The sequence below is a fragment of the Citrobacter sp. XY323 genome (genome assembly GCF_025106035.1).
GTDB lineage: Bacteria > Pseudomonadota > Gammaproteobacteria > Enterobacterales > Enterobacteriaceae > Citrobacter > Citrobacter braakii.
In genome coordinates, this window is sequence record NZ_JANYUK010000011.1 from 175,945 (window position 1) to 191,920 (window position 15,976).

Annotated in this window: 14 protein-coding genes; 8 read left to right on the top strand and 6 right to left on the bottom strand. The window is 52.7% G+C overall.

Annotation, left to right across the window (positions count from 1 at the left end):
* Complete coding sequence (locus N0B36_RS14960) at window positions 1–1,320, bottom strand: SrfA family protein (protein ID WP_259688569.1); 1,320 nt, start codon at window positions 1,318–1,320, stop codon at window positions 1–3.
* 282 nt (window positions 1,321–1,602) lie between these two features.
* On the opposite strand from N0B36_RS14960, the gene N0B36_RS14965 reads away from it, so the two are divergent.
* Window positions 1,603–3,204 carry an ABC transporter substrate-binding protein gene (locus N0B36_RS14965; protein WP_259688570.1) on the top strand — a complete coding sequence of 534 codons (1,602 nt, stop codon included), beginning with the start codon at window positions 1,603–1,605 and terminating at the stop codon, window positions 3,202–3,204.
* Between the two features lie 17 nt (window positions 3,205–3,221).
* Window positions 3,222–3,455 (top strand): YdcY family protein, encoded by a 234-nt coding sequence (locus tag N0B36_RS14970; RefSeq protein ID WP_016153143.1) that lies wholly within the window; start codon window positions 3,222–3,224, stop codon window positions 3,453–3,455.
* A 66-nt stretch (window positions 3,456–3,521) separates the two neighbouring features.
* On the opposite strand, the gene N0B36_RS14975 is transcribed toward N0B36_RS14970, so the two are convergent.
* Both N0B36_RS14975 and N0B36_RS14980 read right to left on the bottom strand, forming a co-directional pair.
* On the bottom strand, window positions 3,522–3,971 hold the full coding sequence (locus N0B36_RS14975) for a DMT family transporter (protein WP_016156572.1): 450 nt from the start codon (window positions 3,969–3,971) through the stop codon (window positions 3,522–3,524).
* On the bottom strand, window positions 3,968–4,486 hold the full coding sequence (locus N0B36_RS14980) for a GNAT family N-acetyltransferase (protein ID WP_259688571.1): 519 nt from the start codon (window positions 4,484–4,486) through the stop codon (window positions 3,968–3,970). The genes N0B36_RS14975 and N0B36_RS14980 overlap by 4 nt, the downstream gene beginning before the upstream one ends.
* Before the next feature lie 37 nt (window positions 4,487–4,523).
* Between N0B36_RS14980 and N0B36_RS14985 the strand changes: the two genes are divergently transcribed.
* On the top strand, window positions 4,524–5,099 hold the full coding sequence (locus N0B36_RS14985; RefSeq protein ID WP_016153140.1) for an XRE family transcriptional regulator: 576 nt from the start codon (window positions 4,524–4,526) through the stop codon (window positions 5,097–5,099).
* Window positions 5,100–5,157: 58 nt separating this feature from the next.
* Complete coding sequence (locus tag N0B36_RS14990; RefSeq protein WP_259688572.1) at window positions 5,158–6,195, top strand: NADP-dependent oxidoreductase; 1,038 nt, start codon at window positions 5,158–5,160, stop codon at window positions 6,193–6,195.
* A gap of 30 nt (window positions 6,196–6,225) precedes the next feature.
* On the opposite strand, the gene pqqU is transcribed toward N0B36_RS14990, so the two are convergent.
* Complete coding sequence (pqqU, locus tag N0B36_RS14995) at window positions 6,226–8,346, bottom strand: TonB-dependent receptor PqqU (RefSeq protein WP_259688573.1); 2,121 nt, start codon at window positions 8,344–8,346, stop codon at window positions 6,226–6,228.
* Between the two features lie 260 nt (window positions 8,347–8,606).
* Here pqqU and N0B36_RS15000 point away from each other — a divergent pair, with 260 nt between their 5' ends.
* On the top strand, window positions 8,607–9,668 hold the full coding sequence (locus N0B36_RS15000; RefSeq protein WP_046275590.1) for a YncE family protein: 1,062 nt from the start codon (window positions 8,607–8,609) through the stop codon (window positions 9,666–9,668).
* A gap of 136 nt (window positions 9,669–9,804) precedes the next feature.
* Entirely contained in the window at window positions 9,805–10,026 is a 222-nt protein-coding gene (locus tag N0B36_RS15005) for a YgdI/YgdR family lipoprotein (RefSeq protein ID WP_003020157.1), read from the top strand.
* A gap of 40 nt (window positions 10,027–10,066) precedes the next feature.
* Here the strand turns inward: N0B36_RS15005 and ansP are convergent, their stop codons facing one another.
* A complete protein-coding gene (ansP, locus tag N0B36_RS15010; protein WP_003833088.1) occupies window positions 10,067–11,509 on the bottom strand; it encodes an L-asparagine permease in 1,443 nt (480 codons plus the stop codon).
* Between the two features lie 280 nt (window positions 11,510–11,789).
* The gene (locus tag N0B36_RS15015; RefSeq protein WP_259688576.1) at window positions 11,790–13,331 is read right to left on the bottom strand and encodes a PAS domain-containing methyl-accepting chemotaxis protein; all 1,542 of its coding nucleotides are present in this window, start codon (window positions 13,329–13,331) and stop codon (window positions 11,790–11,792) included.
* A 516-nt stretch (window positions 13,332–13,847) separates the two neighbouring features.
* Between N0B36_RS15015 and N0B36_RS15020 the strand changes: the two genes are divergently transcribed.
* Window positions 13,848–14,846, top strand: coding sequence for an MsnO8 family LLM class oxidoreductase (locus N0B36_RS15020; RefSeq protein ID WP_141875197.1), 999 nt, complete (start codon window positions 13,848–13,850; stop codon window positions 14,844–14,846).
* Window positions 14,846–15,967, top strand: a complete 1,122-nt coding sequence (locus tag N0B36_RS15025) for an amidohydrolase (protein ID WP_141875196.1) — start codon at window positions 14,846–14,848, stop codon at window positions 15,965–15,967. Before N0B36_RS15020 ends, N0B36_RS15025 begins: the two co-directional genes overlap by 1 nt.
* Window positions 15,968–15,976 lie beyond the last annotated feature (9 nt).

The following is a 15,976-nucleotide window of genomic DNA, read 5'->3' on the forward strand; positions in this document are numbered from 1 at the left end:
TCAGGCACCTATCTTTTTGATCGTCAGAGGGATTTCCGCGTGATCGTCATAACGTGCGGTACAGGCGGCGACGTCATTGGTTCCCGCTTTGCAGGTAATTTCCGGCATCGGATAACGTGACCCGTCCGTACAACGGGCATTCCCGCGACTCTTAATCATTAATTCACCTGACTGATGCAAACCGGAGAAAATCTCGGCACGACAAACAATATTGTCGCCATGAACCACGCGCGCAGTGCCTTTATTGGCCTGGATCTGATAGCGCAGCGACGGCGCTTTACCGCTAACCGGATCTTTAACATCAACCATTACGCGCCAGTTACCGTTGAGAAAACGCGTCGTTCCTGCCTTCATTTGGTTGGCATCCATCACCAGCGCATCTTTCGGAATCGCGGCGATCACGACCGGTCCTTCGACAGGTTTTTCTTTTTTCGCAGCCGGAACCACTTCAGCCCGATGCAACGGCAGTGCAGATGTCAGTTCTGGCAGCGGTGCCATATCTGCCTTAGCGACGTCTCTTGGGGGAACAGCGGGTACGGGCTGGGAGGGCTGTTGCTTCCACAACAGCGGCCCAACCATGGCTGCAATGATCACCGCGGCAACGGGCAGGCTCCACAGCGGCAGGCGGCGTGCGGGTTTCTTCTGTGCGAGCGGCGGCGAGACTTCCGGTTCGTTAACAACGACCGGGGGTTGTGGTTCATGTTCAGGTTCAGGTTCAGCCGGTTTAGGTAGCTCAACGACTGGAGTCAACAAAGGCGCCTCGGCCTCGGCGAAGGTGATTTGGGCAGTGATTTCCTCTTCCGGCTCAGGCTCTGCTACGGTGACGACCGGAGGAATATCGGCAAGGCGCAGGCAATCGAGCACATCGTCGCGAGGATTTTCATTCAGATTGACGAAACCCCAGAACGTAATAACGGGTTTACCTTCAACCAGAAACACGTGATTCTCACCAGGAAACTGGATGGCTTTTTCCAGCAGGGAGCCAAACAGTTGCAGGGAGGTTTTACCCGATTGCAGGCTTTTACGGCTCAGCGCCGCCGCATTTTCCAGCGTGCTCCCCAGATAGCGCAGCGCACGAAAACGGGCCTCTTCATCAGCGGCTTTCCATGCAACAGCTTTCCCTTCAATCGGCGAATACCAGTCAACGCGATCGCCGTTGTCGTTAATTTGTGGGATCGCCAGACAATCCACCATCGCCTGCTGTTTACGCAGGCGAAGCGTTTCACGAATTTGCAATGCTGAATCAAACACGGCCTGACCACCGCCGCCCACGGCCTGATAGTCATCCAAATTGCCGCTGCGCAAGAGAGTTTTTGCCACGTTGTTACCCCTTAGACTTCTTCACGTATCTACTTTACGTTTTATAAAAACGAGCAAACGGTGGAAGAGAGGCAAAAAGGGGCGAATTTTCATGGCATAGAGTGCCGGGAAAAATCTTGACGTTTTCAAAAAGACTTAAGGGAAATTAATTCGCTTAGGGTGATGAATTATTCAGCGAAATACACCGGATTAGAATAACCTGATAGTGATTTGTTATTGGTCAGTTTTTGTCAGCTATGCTCTGATATCCCGGTTAATAATAAAATAAGAAGGCTTATAACCATGATTGCAAGGAAAACAACGTTACTCGCGCTGGCGCTCAGCGCCGTCTTACCATCAGGCGCGGCGTTCGCGGCCAATACTGACACTCTCATTTACTGCTCAGAAGCGTCGCCAGAGTCATTTAACCCGCAAATCGCCAGTTCCGGTCCATCGTTTGTGGCCAGCTCACAGGTGCTCTACAACCGACTCATCAATTTTGATCCGGTAAAAAATACGCCAGTTCCGTCTCTGGCAACGGACTGGACGATTTCGCCGGACGGTAAGACCTACACTTTTACCCTGCGTCAGGGCGTGAAATTCAACAGTAATAAATTCTTCAAACCAACCCGCGACTTCAACGCTGATGACGTGGTTTTCTCGGTATTACGACAGAAAGATGCCGATCATCCGTACCACAAAATTTCTCAGGGAAGCTACGAATACTTCAACGATGTCGGTCTGGATAAACTGATTAAAGAAGTGAAGAAGGTCGATGATTATCACGTTCAGTTTATCCTTAATGAACCTAACGCCGCGTTTCTTGCCGACTGGGGAATGGATTTTGCCTCCATCCTCTCTGCGGAATATGCCGACGTGATGCTGAAAAAAGGCACTCCGGAAAACGTCGATAACTGGCCAATTGGCACCGGGCCATACGTGTTGCAGCAGTACAAACAGGATTCGCAAATCCGCTATCTCGCCAACCCGAACTACTGGGACGGCGCCGTCCCCACGAAGCACCTGATCTTCTCAATCACGCCAAACGTTCAGACCCGATTGGCGAAACTGCAAACCAATGAATGCCAGATAATTCCGGCGCCTGCGCCCGTACAGTTTGACGAGATTAAGAAGAATAAAGATTTGACACTGCATTCGGTTGAAGCGCTGAACGTCGGGTATCTGGCGTTTAATACCGAGAAAAAACCGTTTGATAACGTGCTGGTGCGTCAGGCGCTTAACTACGCGACAGACAAAAAGGCCATTATTAACGCCGTCTTTTTAGGTTCCGGTACGGTTGCAAAATCGCCAATTCCGCCGAATATGTTGGGATTCAATAAAGATTTGCAGGATTACGCTTATGACCCGCAAAAAGCGAAAGATCTGCTGAAACAGGCGGGACTGGAAAACGGCTTTGAAGCGACGCTGTGGTCAATGCCGGTTCAGCGCCCATACAACCCGAACTCCCGACGGATTGCCGAGATGATCCAAAGCGACTGGGCGAAGGTTGGCGTGAAGGCGAAAATTGTGTCGTACGAGTGGGGCGAATATCTCTCCGGAATGCGTAAAGGTGAGCATGACACCGCGTTGTTCGGTTGGATGTCAGACAACGGCGATCCGGATAACTTCGCCGATGTACTGCTGGGCTGTGACAGCATTAAAACCGGATCTAACGCCGCGCGCTGGTGCGATAAAGAGTATAATTCGCTGGTTCAAAAGGCGAAACTGGTGAGTAAACCGGAAGAACGCGCCACGCTTTACCAGCAGTCGCAAGAGATTTTCTACCAGCAGGCTCCGTGGATCGCGTTGGCAAACGGGAAAACGTTTTACGCGACGCGCAGCAACGTCAGCGGATACAGCGTTAGCCTGATGGGCAGCGATTTTTCAAAAGCAAAATTAAATTAATGAGTTAAGGAGAGGTTATGTCGCATCTGGATGAGGTCAGCGCACGTGTTGATGCCGCCATTGAAGAGAGCGTCATTACGCATATGAATGAATTGCTGATTGAACTCAGCGATGATGTCGTGCTGAGCCGGGAAGAACGTTACACCCAGCAACAGCGTTTGCGTACGGCTATCGCACATCATGGCCGTCAGCATAAAGAGGATATGGAAACCCGTCGCGAACAGTTGACCAAAGGCGGCACAATCCTTTAATTCGTTGTGGCCAGATGGCGAAGTAACATCTTATCCGGCCTGCATGTTCAGGCCGGATAAGCGCAATTAAAACGAACGTCTCGCCACCAGCCAGGCCCCAACAACCAGCAGCACCGCGCCGCAGACCGGCCCCACCAACGCCCGCAGCGGCACGCCATGACTGCGGAGAATATCCAGCACCAGTCCGCCTATTAACTGGCTGGCCACCAGCACCGCGATAGTGGTTGCTGCACCCACATTTTGGTATCCACTGATGCTGGCAAAAACAAAGAACGATCCCAGCAAGCCAGGGATTAGCGTCCACCAGCGCACGCTGGAAACCAGTTCCCCAAACCCCGCCATACCTTGCTTAAACCACAGTATGCTGACAAACAGCACGATCCCGACCAGCGAGTTAAGTAACATGGCGATGAGGATCGTCGAGGACGTCTGCGTGATGCGTACCATCAAGGTATTTTGCACCACCAGACCAATACCTGCGGCAATCAGAAAGGAGAGGGTTAGCGTCTGGTTCATCTGCTGGCATCCGGTTCGCGGCGATCGTCTAACTGCAACTGCATAAAAGTCAGATCCAGCCAGCGCCCAAATTTCGTGCCAACCTGTGGCATTTGCGCGGTGGTTTTAAAACCCAGCGTACTGTGCAGATGCAGCGACGCCTGATTCTGAGACTCAATGCCCGCAACCATCACATGCTTGCCGCCCGCGCGGGCTTCTTCTATTAACCTGCTGAGCAGCGCTCGTCCCAGGCCTTTACCCTGATGAGCAGGATGGACATATACCGAATGTTCAACGGTATGACGGAATCCATCAAAGTTACGCCAGTCGCCAAAGGAGGCGTACCCTGTAATCACGCCATTCTCTTCACTCACCAGCACCGGATAGCCCATCAACTGGCGGGCTTGATACCATGAGATACGGTTTTCGGCATCGACCGTTTGATCGTTCCAGATAGCCGCCGTATGCAGTACCGCGTGGTTGTAGATTTCTGCAATGGCGGCACAGTCTTCTTTGCTGGCAAATCGAATGGACATGTTGAACCTCAGGGATTGTTCACTATAGTATTACAATATGAATACTATTGAAGACAGCATAAATCAACGGATCGGTGCAAGAATTCGCATTGAGCGGGAGTCTCGCGGCTGGTCTCTGACGGAACTCGCTGAACGCGCAGGCGTGTCGCGGGCGATGATCCATAAAATAGAGCGCGGTGAGAGCAGCCCTACGGCCACGCTGCTGGGCAGGCTCTCCGGTGCCTTTGGTATCAGCATGTCTATGCTGATGGCGCGGGCCGAAATGCAGGAGGGCAAGCTGCTGCGCTTCGCTGATCAGCCTGTCTGGCACGACCCGCAAAGCCACTATCTGCGCCGCCACGTTTCACCGCGCAGCGATCTGCCTATTGATCTGGTGCAGATAGAATTGCCCGCTGGAAGCGACATCCCGATGCCAGCCTCTTCCTACGTGCAGGCAAGACAACTTATCTGGCTACAGCAGGGGGAATTGGTCTTTGTGGAAGGGGACGTGCGTCATGAAATGCGGGCTGGCGATTGCCTGGAGCTTGGCCCGCCGAATGATTGTCGGTTTATCAATGAAACCGCACAACCCTGCGTTTACCTGGTTGTGCGGTTAAATCATGTCGTCAGCTAACTGGCGGACACAGGCTGCTACTATTGATGGAATCATGCCAAAAGCAGAGGAGCACATCATGGGTCAACAGACTAATCGCAATCGCCGCTGGGTACTGGCTTCCCGCCCGCATGGCGCGCCGGTCCCGGAAAACTTCCGTCTTGAAGAGGATGAGGTGGCAACGCCGGGTGAAGGCCAGGTTTTACTGCGCACCATTTTTCTTTCCCTCGATCCCTACATGCGTGGACGCATGAGCGATGAGCCGTCTTATTCCCCGCCGGTAGAGATTGGCGGCGTGATGGTTGGCGGGACCGTGAGTCGCGTGGTGTCCTCCAACCATCCTGATTACCAGCCAGGCGAGTGGGTGCTGAGCTACAGCGGCTGGCAGGACTATGACATCTCCGACGGTAACGGGCTGGTGAAGCTTGGCGATAATCCCGAACATCCCTCCTGGGCGCTGGGAGTGATGGGGATGCCAGGATTTACTGCTTATATGGGGCTGCTGGATATCGGTCAGCCAAAAGCGGGGGAAACGCTGGTTGTGGCCGCCGCCACCGGCCCGGTTGGCGCAACGGTAGGGCAGATTGGTAAGCTCAAAGGCTGCCGGGTGATCGGGGTTGCAGGCGGGGCAGAGAAATGCCGACATGCCACCGAGGTTTTAGGCTTTGATCTCTGCCTCGATCACCATGCACAAGATTTTGCGCAACAGCTGGCAAAAGCCTGTCCGCAGGGGATCGATATTTACTACGAAAACGTCGGCGGCAAGGTATTTGACGCCGTTCTGCCATTACTCAATACCTCTGCGCGCATTCCGCTGTGCGGACTGGTCAGCGGTTACAACGCCACATCGCTTCCAGGCGGACCCGATAGATTACCTTTGCTGATGGCAACGCTGCTGAAAAAGCGAATTCGGATGCAGGGCTTTATCATTGGTCAGGATTATGGTCACCGCATTCAGGAGTTTCAGCGGGAGATGGGGCGCTGGGTTAAAGAGGGCAAAATCCATTACCGCGAGCAAATCACCGACGGTCTGGAAAATGCGCCGCAGACCTTTATCGGCCTGCTGACCGGCAAAAACTTCGGTAAAGTGGTGATTCGTCTTGCAGACGATGCGTAAAACGGATGGCGGGAGTCATTCCCGCCAGTGTTACTCAAAACGCCAGGCCAGATTAATCCCTACGCCATAGTTTCGTCCTGGCGCCGGTTCGTAATATCGACCATTTGCCTCATTCACTATCACCGAACCGACGTAGGACTTATCAAACAGATTATCCACCCGACCGAACAGGTCGATCATCAGACTGCGGTAATAAAATTTATAGCCGGTATTTAAACCCACTACGGTATAGGACGGGGCTTGCGCCGTATTTTCATCATTGGCCATAATGTTGCTCATATAACGAACATCAGTTCCCGCATACCAACCTTCATCAGGCACGTAGCCCAGCGAAGCAAATCCCATGTTTTGCGCAATGCCAGGCAGGCGGTTGCCGTTGCAGTGTTGATCGCCACAGACGTTGCTGCGGTAGGTCGCATCCAGCCAGGTCCATGCAGCTTTTACGCGCCAGCTTGCGGCAAAGCGTTGGTCCCAGGATAACTCACCTCCCTGACGGCGGGTTTTTCCAGCGTTTTTGTAGGTTGTCCGCCCGCCGCTACTGCTGTCAACCACGATCTCGTCATCGGTATCGGTCTGGAATAGCGCTGCGGTGAACAGCCCATCGCCGATACGCGTTTTACTGCCGATTTCCACGGTATCGTTTGTGGAAGGCTGTAGGTCAAAATTCATCCCACTTTGGCCGTCGGAGCGGTAAGACAACTCGTTGATGGTGGGCGTTTCGAACCCGCGTCCTGCGGCCAGGTAGACGTTCCAGGCATCGGTGATGGCGTATTTTAACGATCCAGCAGGTAACCACTGGTGATAGCTGGCGTCACCGCTGTCATCTGCGTTACCAGGCGTAATATAGCGATCGTTAGAATCAAACCACACCGAACTGTAGCGAACCCCGGCATCCAGCGAGAGTTTCTGCGTTAATTGCCACTGGGTTTGCAGATAGGGATCGACATTCCACATCAGGTTACGTTCGTTACGTCGTAAGTCGCCTTTCTGACCATATTCTGGCACGCTATCATCAAGGCGAAAGTTGTTGTAGCCTTTACGGTTTTCGCTCATGTTTTCGTAATTCAGACCGGTGGTGAAGGTCACGGGTACGCCCAGCTCGCCACGGTGAGTCCAGCGGTTGTCTATCCCCTGATAATGACGTTGCAGGGTAATAACGCCTCCGGCATGAGACGGTTTTAACTGTGGGGCCATCGGGATTGACTGATACTGAGTGGTTTCACGCTCCCCCGCATAGGTCATGATGCTGATATCATCCTTCGCGCTAAGCTGGCGTTCATAGCGCAATCCTGCTTGGGTCTGCTTGATGGTTTTTCGCGTGTTGTATTGCTCAGCGCGGGGAGATTGCTGCGGATTGGCCTGCCACTCCGACTCGGTAAGACCACCAGGATCGTCAGCTTTACTCTCTACACTATTGAAAATCAGGGTTAGTTTGCTCGTATCGTCCATGCGCACGCCCAGTTTGGCATTGGCCAGATTTTTTTGTGCGCTGCTGCGATCGCGATAACCATGGGTGGTAAACCGGGTTGTTGAAACGGTGTAATCCACATCCCCTCGCTGTGTGCCATCGCCCAGTGCGCCCGTTGCTTTTAACCCGTAGCGCCAACTGCCAAAACTGCCGTAATAACTGCTGGCTTCAATGGTTGGCGGCTCATGTCCCGTTTCAGTGCTGACATTCATCACTCCACCAGACGCATTGCCATACAGAGCAGAGAAGGGGCCGCGTAAAACCTCAATATTTTGTACGCTGCTGATATCAATATTGGATGTTTGACCCTGCCCATCCGGCATGGTTGCCGGGATCCCGTCGACATACAAACGAATGCCGCGGATGCCATAAGTGGTTCGCGAACCAAATCCGCGAATCGACAACTGGAGATCCTGGGCGTAGTTCTGCCGATTTTGCACCTGTAGCCCAGGGACGCTGGTCAGGGATTCAGACAGATTAATTCGCGGCGTTGCCAGACGCATATCTTCTCCGTCAACGACGCTGACGGCGGCAGGGGTGTCCAGTTCAGAAACGGACTGTGGTGTCGCGCTAACGATCAGCGTTTGATCGTTTATCTCACTTTCTGCCACGGCATAAGGCGAGAGGAAGACAGGCAGTAAAGAAACAGGAAGTGCAGTGTAGCGGGATGCAAAAATCGTCATGAACAAGGCCAGTTAATGATGCTTACGCCGTAACACCAGCGATAAGCGCGTGAATTTTTTTATAAAAGATGAATTTTAGCGCTGCTGAATTGCGCTAGTTTTTCGGGCAATGACAACGATTGTAGTCAATATGTGAAGAAGTGCTCCACTTTGAGATGAATAATGATTACTATTCTCATTCCTAAAAAAGGCAAAACCATGATTTTGCTCATTGAAGCTATGTGAAGCAGTAACAAACGAATTTATCAAAGGGAGTCGTCATGTCTTTACGTCATCTGTTTTCGCCGCGTCTGCGTGGTTCTTTACTGTTAGGTTCACTGCTCGTTGCATCATCTTTTACTACGCAGGCTGCAGAAGAACTGCTGCGCAAAGCCGTGGGCAAAGGCGCCTATGAAATGGCGTACAGTCAGCAAGAGAACGCGCTGTGGCTGGCGACCTCGCAGAGCCGCAAACTGGATACCGGCGGGGTGGTTTACCGTCTTGACCCGGTCACCCTCGAAGTGACTCAGGTTATTCATAACGATCTCAAACCGTTTGGCGCCACCATCAACAACGCCACGCAAACGCTGTGGTTCGGCAACACGGTAAACAGCGCGGTGACGGCAATGGATGCCAAAACGGGCGCGGTGAAAGGACGTCTGGTGCTGGATGCGCGTAAGCGTTCTGAAGACGTTCGCCCACTGCAGCCGCGTGAGCTGGTCGCCGATGACGCCACCAACACGGTATACATTAGCGGTATTGGTAAAGAGAGCGTGATTTGGGTGGTGGACGGTGATGCCATTACATTGAAGGACACCATTCAAAATACCGGCAAAATGAGCACCGCTCTGGCTGTCGACAGCAAGGCTAAACGCCTGTACACCGCCAATGCGGACGGTGAATTCATCACCATTGATACCACCACCAACAAAATTCTCAGCCGTAAAAAGCTGCTGGATGATGGAAAAGAGCATTTCTTCATCAACCTGAGCCTGGACACGGCGGGCAACCGCGCCTTTGTCACCGACTCTAAAGCGGCGGAAGTGCTGGTAATCGACACCCGTAATGGCAACGTCCTGGCAAAAGTCGCCGCGCCGGAATCCCTGGCCGTGCTGTTTAACCCGGCGCGTAACGAGGCCTACGTGACCCATCGTCAGGCCGGCAAAGTGAGCGTGATCGACGCGAAAAGCTATAAAGTCGTTAAAACGTTCGAGACCCCAACATTCCCGAATAGCCTGGCGCTCTCCGCCGACGGTAAAACCCTGTACGTGAGCGTGAAACAGAAGTCCACCCGCGAGCAGGAAGCCACCCAGCCGGACGATGTTATTCGTATTGCGCTGTAATTAACCGGAGGGGGAAACCCCTCCTGTCACTTCTCTAAATCCCCCGATACGCCTCGTTACACCCCGCCAGTAGCCTGACCCACTTCAGGGACTTACACTACGCCCTCAACGGCTAACTGAATAACACGGGAATACCATGAAAAAGCCATTTATCTGTCTTTGTGCAGGCGTAATGCTGTTTACATTGGCAGGATGCACCACCGATTACGTCATGACGACCAAAAGCGGACAAACCATCACCACCCAGGGTAAGCCAAAACTGGATAAAGACACGGGAATGACCAGCTATACCGATCAGGATGGGAATGCGCGGGAAATTAACAGCAACGACGTAGCGCAGTTGATTGAAGCGAACTAAAAAGAAGGCCTGAAGGATTAACCTGTCAGGCCTTCTGCCGTTATGGCGCGGTGCGGTGGATCTCTGCAACGCGTTTACGCACACCGAACCAGCCCGCGACCAGCAGGATGGCAATCAGCGGTAATGACGCGATGGTATAGGTGCCATTTGGATAGTCAAACGCCATCAATACCAGTACGCTCAGCAGGAACAGCAGCGTTAACCACGAGGTAAACGGTGCGCCCGGCAGTTTAAAGCTGACGTCTGCCGTTTTACCTTCTTTTATGGCCCGGCGCAGACGCATCTGACAGACCATGATAAATCCCCACGACGCAATAATGCCCAGAGACGCAAAGTTCAACACGATCTCAAACACCTGTGACGGCACCAGATAGTTCAGGAATACCCCAACGACATACACGACCAGCGTGGCGAGGATCCCGGCCCAGGGCACCTGTTGACGGCTCATTTTAGCCATGAATTTCGGTGCTGAACCGCCCATCGACATGGAGCGTAAAATACGCCCGGTGCAGTACAACCCTGAGTTAAGGCTGGAAAGCGCCGCGGTGAGCACCACAATATTCATGATACTGCCAATGTACGGCACGCCCAGTTTGGAAAAGAAGGTCACAAACGGGCTTTGCCCCGCCTGATAGGCGTTCCAGGGCAGTAGCAGAACCAGCAGCACGACAGAACCCACATAGAACAGACCAATACGCCAGATAACGCTATTGATTGCTTTCGGCACCATCGTTTGCGGATCTTTGCACTCACCGGCGGCGGTACCCACCAGTTCAATAGAGGCAAAGGCAAAAACCACACCCTGTACCAGTACCAGCGCAGGCAACAAGCCATGCGGGAAGAAGCCGCCGTTGTCGGTAATCAGGTGAAAACCCGTGGCGTTACCATCCAGCGGCTTTCCGGTACCTAAAAAAACGGTACCTACCACCAGGAAAATCACAATTGCCAGTACCTTAACCAGCGCAAACCAAAACTCCATCTCCGCGAACCATTTCACGCCGATCATGTTCATGGTACCGACAATAGCCAGCGCGCCGAGGGCGAACACCCACTGCGGCACGTCGCCAAACGCGCCCCAGTAGTGCATATACAACGCCACCGCGGTGATATCGACAATGCCGGTCATCGCCCAGTTGATGAAGTACATCCAGCCAGCCACATAGGCGGCTTTCTCACCTAAAAATTCACGGGCGTAGGAAACGAAGCTACCGCTGGAAGGGCGATGTAAAACCAGTTCGCCGAGCGCGCGCAGTATAAAGAACGAAAAAATACCGCATACCAGATAGACCAGCGCCAAAGCCGGGCCGGCCATCTGCAGGCGTGCGCCTGCCCCTAAAAACAACCCGGTACCAATTGCGCCGCCAATGGCGATCATTTGTACCTGTCGATTGCCCATCGCTTTGTGATACCCCTCTTCGTGAGCATTCAACCAGCGTCGTTTCGCCGCATGTTGTTCCGCGGCTTGCGTGTTGTTTGTGTTCATTACGATTCCTGTTGACCTGACAAAAATACAACATCCTTTTTGCCGCACCTGCTGCGGCGAAAACAGCCTTACCCTTCATTGTGTTACGGGGGAAAACTGCCGGCCGAGCATCCTACATTCAATTGATTGGTTCCGCAAAGCCCCGGTAACAAGAATTCAGCATTTTTATGCAGCCGGTACTGGCGCGGTGTGGCCTCGATTCAGCCAATAAAAGAGAAGGGCCTTTATACCTGTAGAGGAGTGCGCTTATCGAGACATTCACCCAATAAGCGCCGTAACGTTATGCCGATACGCCAAAGACCTGAACGGCCTGCTGTAAGCGTGATGAACGCTGGGTCAGATCGGCGGTGGCGTCGGTGACGCGCTCCACCATCTCGGCATTATTGTGTGTCATGGTGCCAACGCGTGAAATTGAATCGTTAATCAGATCCAAAGCCTGGGTTTGCTCACGCGTGGCCAGACTAATGTCTTTGATCATCATCGACATCTGCAGTACATCCCCAATCATCCCGGTGAGGTGCGTTTCCGTTTGCTCCACCATTTTGACGCCGCTATTAACATTGGCGACGTTCTTCTCAATAAGCTGTTTGATCTCTTTTGCCGCAGACGCCGAGTGTTGGGCCAGATTGCGGACTTCTGCCGCGACAACGGCGAAGCCACGCCCGGATTCCCCGGCTCGCGCGGCTTCAACCGCGGCATTGAGCGCCAGGATATTGGTCTGAAAGGCGATGCTGTCGATCACGCCAATGATGTCAACGATCTGCCCGTTGTCACGCGATATCGCCTGCATCATGGCGATAGTTTGTTTCATGATATCGCCGCCTTCTGCAGCGTTGGCGCTGGTTTTATCGGCCATGGTCATGGTATGTGCTGCCGTCTCAGCGGTTTGTTGTACCGCGCTACCAATTTCTTCAATGGCCGCAGCGGTTTGTTGCAGGTCGGCAGAGGTTTCTTCTGAACGCTGATGCAGCGCCGTACCTTCTTTTGACACCCGCTGACTGATAGCGCGAATACCGGAAATTTGCGTACTGACGTCATCGACCAGAGAATTCAGATTAAGCCCGGACTGATTAACCAGTCGCATTAGCATTCCGATCTCATCCACCCGATTTAAATGACAGTTATCAGGTTTACGTCCGGACACCACTTTCTTCATTTGCGTCAGGAGCGTATTAACTGGCTGACAAATTTGATACTTAAGGTAAATAGCCAGCGCCAGAAATAACACCAGCAAGCCCCCCGACTGAATAAATGGATTAAACGGGGCGAAGATAAATAACAAAGCGAGCAGGGCCGTCACCCCTAAAGAATAATTGACGCGCTGGCTGATATTCAGCCATTTAAACATGGAAGTCCATGCCAATAAGCCGCGACGAATGATAATCCCTTTAAAAAGTCGAAAGCCTTTAAACTGCTGACTATTCATTTTTTGGTATAAACTTTCGCTGTGAGTTATTTCATCACGCGAAGGAACGGTACGCACCGAGATGTAACCGGTGAGTTTTTCATTGTGCCAGACCGGCGTAACGTTGGCGCGAACCCAGTAATGGTCACCATTTTGGCGGCGGTTTTTCACCATACCCGTCCAGCTGTCTCCCTGCTGTAGCGTGTACCACATATCGGCGAATGCAGCGGGAGGCATGTCAGGATGGCGAATAATATTATGCGCTTCGCCCATTAATTGATCTTCGTTAAATCCGCTGGCATCGATAAAAGCAGAGTTAGCGTAGGTAATTTGACTTTCTTTATCCGTCGTTGAAAGCAGCGTCGCTTTGTCGTTAAGTGCGTGCTCAATTTGTGTAACGGGTATGTTACTTTTCATAGAGGCCCCATAATGATATGTATAATCCATACAAAAATTCCCGCAATAAAATCGGGAGGAATATTAAAAAGCCGTTTTAAACCGTTTTAATAAGAAACGCTGCATTCTCTACTAATCATCATTTCTGTGGAAGTATTTAAATTAAAAAATCTCTGTGGAATATTCATTCAGGGTCATAAAACTGAAACAGTTTATACAACCGCATAACGTTTTAAGTCATTTAACCTGACTTAACGTAAATCGCGTTAAAAAACGTTTTCGCAAAAAGAAAACTGGCATGAAATGATTTGGATGTTATTCCCGTGAGACCAACGACCCTATTATATTTTGTAGGCCATACATTCCGCGTGTTTTCAGTTTCGTGTTCCGACCAGTACAAGGCGATCCGAATTTTAACCCTGACAGCGTCAGGGCTGGTTATCTACTTTTTAGCTGAGCAAATGTGAATTAAATGTTTCTGCATGGTTATCTGATAATTTAATAATAATGACATGTTAACAAGCATAGGCCCGTAACATGTCATATCGCCTGAGTATTCTGGATAAAAGCCCCCTCGGGGAAGGTGAAACCGCCGCGATGGCGCTTGCCCGGACGTTACGTCTGGCGCAGCAGGCAGAAGAGTGGGGATACCATCGTTTCTGGATCGCGGAACACCATAATACGCCACAGCTGGCCAGCCCATCACCGGAGCTGGTGATTGCCTGGATCCTCGGGCAAACCCAGCGTATTCGCGTAGGCTCCGGTGGCGTCATGCTGCAACATTACAGCCCGTACAAAGTGGCGGAAAACTTCAATCTTCTGGCCTCGCTGGCACCCGGGCGTGTCGATCTCGGCGTAGGGAAAGCCCCTGGCGGCTTACCACTGTCGACTCGGGCACTACAGCAAGGAGTGCATCAGGATGAAAAAGGCAGTTTTGCCGACCAACTTTCCCAGCTTAACGACTGGCTGACGCTGAGCGGCACGGAAAGCGGGGAAACAGTATTTCCGACGCCAATCCCACCGATACCGCCGGAAGGATTTGTCCTGGGAGCCAGTGTGCAAAGCGCACAGTTAGCAGCGCAATTCAATTGGCATTTTATCTTCGCGGCACACCTCAACGGTGACCGCGCGTTATTGCGTGACGTTTTGTCCTTCTGGCAGGCCCACAGCGCACGTCCGACGATAGTTGCCGTCCAGGTGATTGTGGCTGACAGTAACGATACCGCCGCGCAGCTTGCGGAAAACGTGCAAATCTGGGGCGTGGAGCTGGAGAATGGTCAACGTGTCACGGTAGCCAGTGAAGAGCAGGCGCTGGCATTCGCCGCGCAGGCCGGCAGTCCGCCACGCAAAATCGCGCGTCGTGAGCAGGCGTTGTTACACGGCACGGCTCAGGAGGTGATGGCAAAGCTGAATGCCCTGCATACGCAATTTGGCATTGAGGAGTTCATTATCGACACGCCAGTGGCGGAAGGTCACGCGCGGCTGACATCGCTGCGGTTGTTGGCGCAAGCCCATAACGCCGTGGAGGTGCTCTGATGACTCTAGCCTCAACGCTTATCAACTGGCGTCGTGAATTACACCAGCACCCGGAACTTTCCCTGCAAGAGGTGGCAACGACGGCGCGCATTCACACCTGGCTGCACGCAGCGGACGTCGAGATTTTGCCGTTCGACCTGAAAACCGGTCTGGTCGCGGAAATCGGGCAGGGAGAAGATGTCATCGCGCTGCGAGCGGATATCGATGCGCTACCGATAGAAGAAAGCGCCGATGTTCCGTTTCGCTCCCTCACGCCGGGAGTGATGCATGCCTGCGGGCATGACGTCCACACCAGCGTCATGCTGGGCGCCGCGCTGCTGCTTAAACAACAGGAAACACACTTACCGGGTCGAGTACGTATTTTGTTTCAGCCCGCTGAAGAGAGTTTCGGTGGCGCAAAAACACTGATCCGCGCCGGTGCGCTGCACAACGTTGCGGCTATTTTTGGCATGCACAATGAGCCAGGTTTACCAGTGGGGGAATTTGCCACACGCGGCGGTGCGTTCTATGCCAACGTCGATCGCTTCGTGCTGCGTATTAATGGCAAGGGCGCACATGCGGCGCGTCCGCATGAAGGCAGAGATGCCATCCTGCTCGCCAGCCAACTGGTCACGGTGTTGCAAAGCGTTGCCAGTCGCGACGTTAACACACTTGATTCAGTGGTGCTTAGCGTGACCCGTATTCAGGGAGGAAATACATGGAATGTGTTGCCAGAATCCGTTGAGCTGGAAGGGACGCTCAGAACGCACCGGACTTCGGTGCAGCAGCAGGTTAAAGCACGGGTTAATGACATCGCCGCCGGTTTTGCCCACGCCTTTGGCGCACAAATCGACGTTATCTGGCATGCGGGGCCGACCGCGTTGGTAAACGATGCACGTTGGGCCGATATCGCCACCGCCGTGGCGAAACAATCAGGCTACACCACCCATCATGCCGACCTGCATATGGGAGGCGAGGATTTTGCCGTCTATCTGCAAAATACGCCTGGCGCATTTGTCAGTATTGGCAGCGCCAGTGAATACGGATTACATCACCCGGGCTTTAATCCGGACGAACGTTTAATTGAACCTGCCGCGCATTACTTTGCACAGCTAGCAAAAACGGCATTCGCACATCTTTAAGTTTACCTG

Excerpts from the sequence above, each read along its gene's own strand:
- N0B36_RS14975 (WP_016156572.1), bottom strand. The coding sequence starts at position 3,971 with ATGAACCAGACGCTAACCCTCTCCTTTCTGATTGCCGCAGGTATTGGT.
- N0B36_RS15015 (WP_259688576.1), bottom strand. The coding sequence starts at position 13,331 with ATGAAAAGTAACATACCCGTTACACAAATTGAGCACGCACTTAACGAC.
- N0B36_RS15025 (WP_141875196.1), top strand. The coding sequence starts at position 14,846 with ATGACTCTAGCCTCAACGCTTATCAACTGGCGTCGTGAATTACACCAG.
- ansP (WP_003833088.1), bottom strand. The coding sequence starts at position 11,509 with ATGAACACAAACAACACGCAAGCCGCGGAACAACATGCGGCGAAACGA.
- N0B36_RS14985 (WP_016153140.1), top strand. The coding sequence starts at position 4,524 with ATGAATACTATTGAAGACAGCATAAATCAACGGATCGGTGCAAGAATT.
- N0B36_RS14965 (WP_259688570.1), top strand. The coding sequence starts at position 1,603 with ATGATTGCAAGGAAAACAACGTTACTCGCGCTGGCGCTCAGCGCCGTC.
- pqqU (WP_259688573.1), bottom strand. The coding sequence starts at position 8,346 with ATGACGATTTTTGCATCCCGCTACACTGCACTTCCTGTTTCTTTACTG.
- N0B36_RS15020 (WP_141875197.1), top strand. The coding sequence starts at position 13,848 with ATGTCATATCGCCTGAGTATTCTGGATAAAAGCCCCCTCGGGGAAGGT.
- N0B36_RS14970 (WP_016153143.1), top strand. The coding sequence starts at position 3,222 with ATGTCGCATCTGGATGAGGTCAGCGCACGTGTTGATGCCGCCATTGAA.
- N0B36_RS14990 (WP_259688572.1), top strand. The coding sequence starts at position 5,158 with ATGGGTCAACAGACTAATCGCAATCGCCGCTGGGTACTGGCTTCCCGC.
- N0B36_RS14980 (WP_259688571.1), bottom strand. The coding sequence starts at position 4,486 with ATGTCCATTCGATTTGCCAGCAAAGAAGACTGTGCCGCCATTGCAGAA.
- N0B36_RS15005 (WP_003020157.1), top strand. The coding sequence starts at position 9,805 with ATGAAAAAGCCATTTATCTGTCTTTGTGCAGGCGTAATGCTGTTTACA.
- N0B36_RS15000 (WP_046275590.1), top strand. The coding sequence starts at position 8,607 with ATGTCTTTACGTCATCTGTTTTCGCCGCGTCTGCGTGGTTCTTTACTG.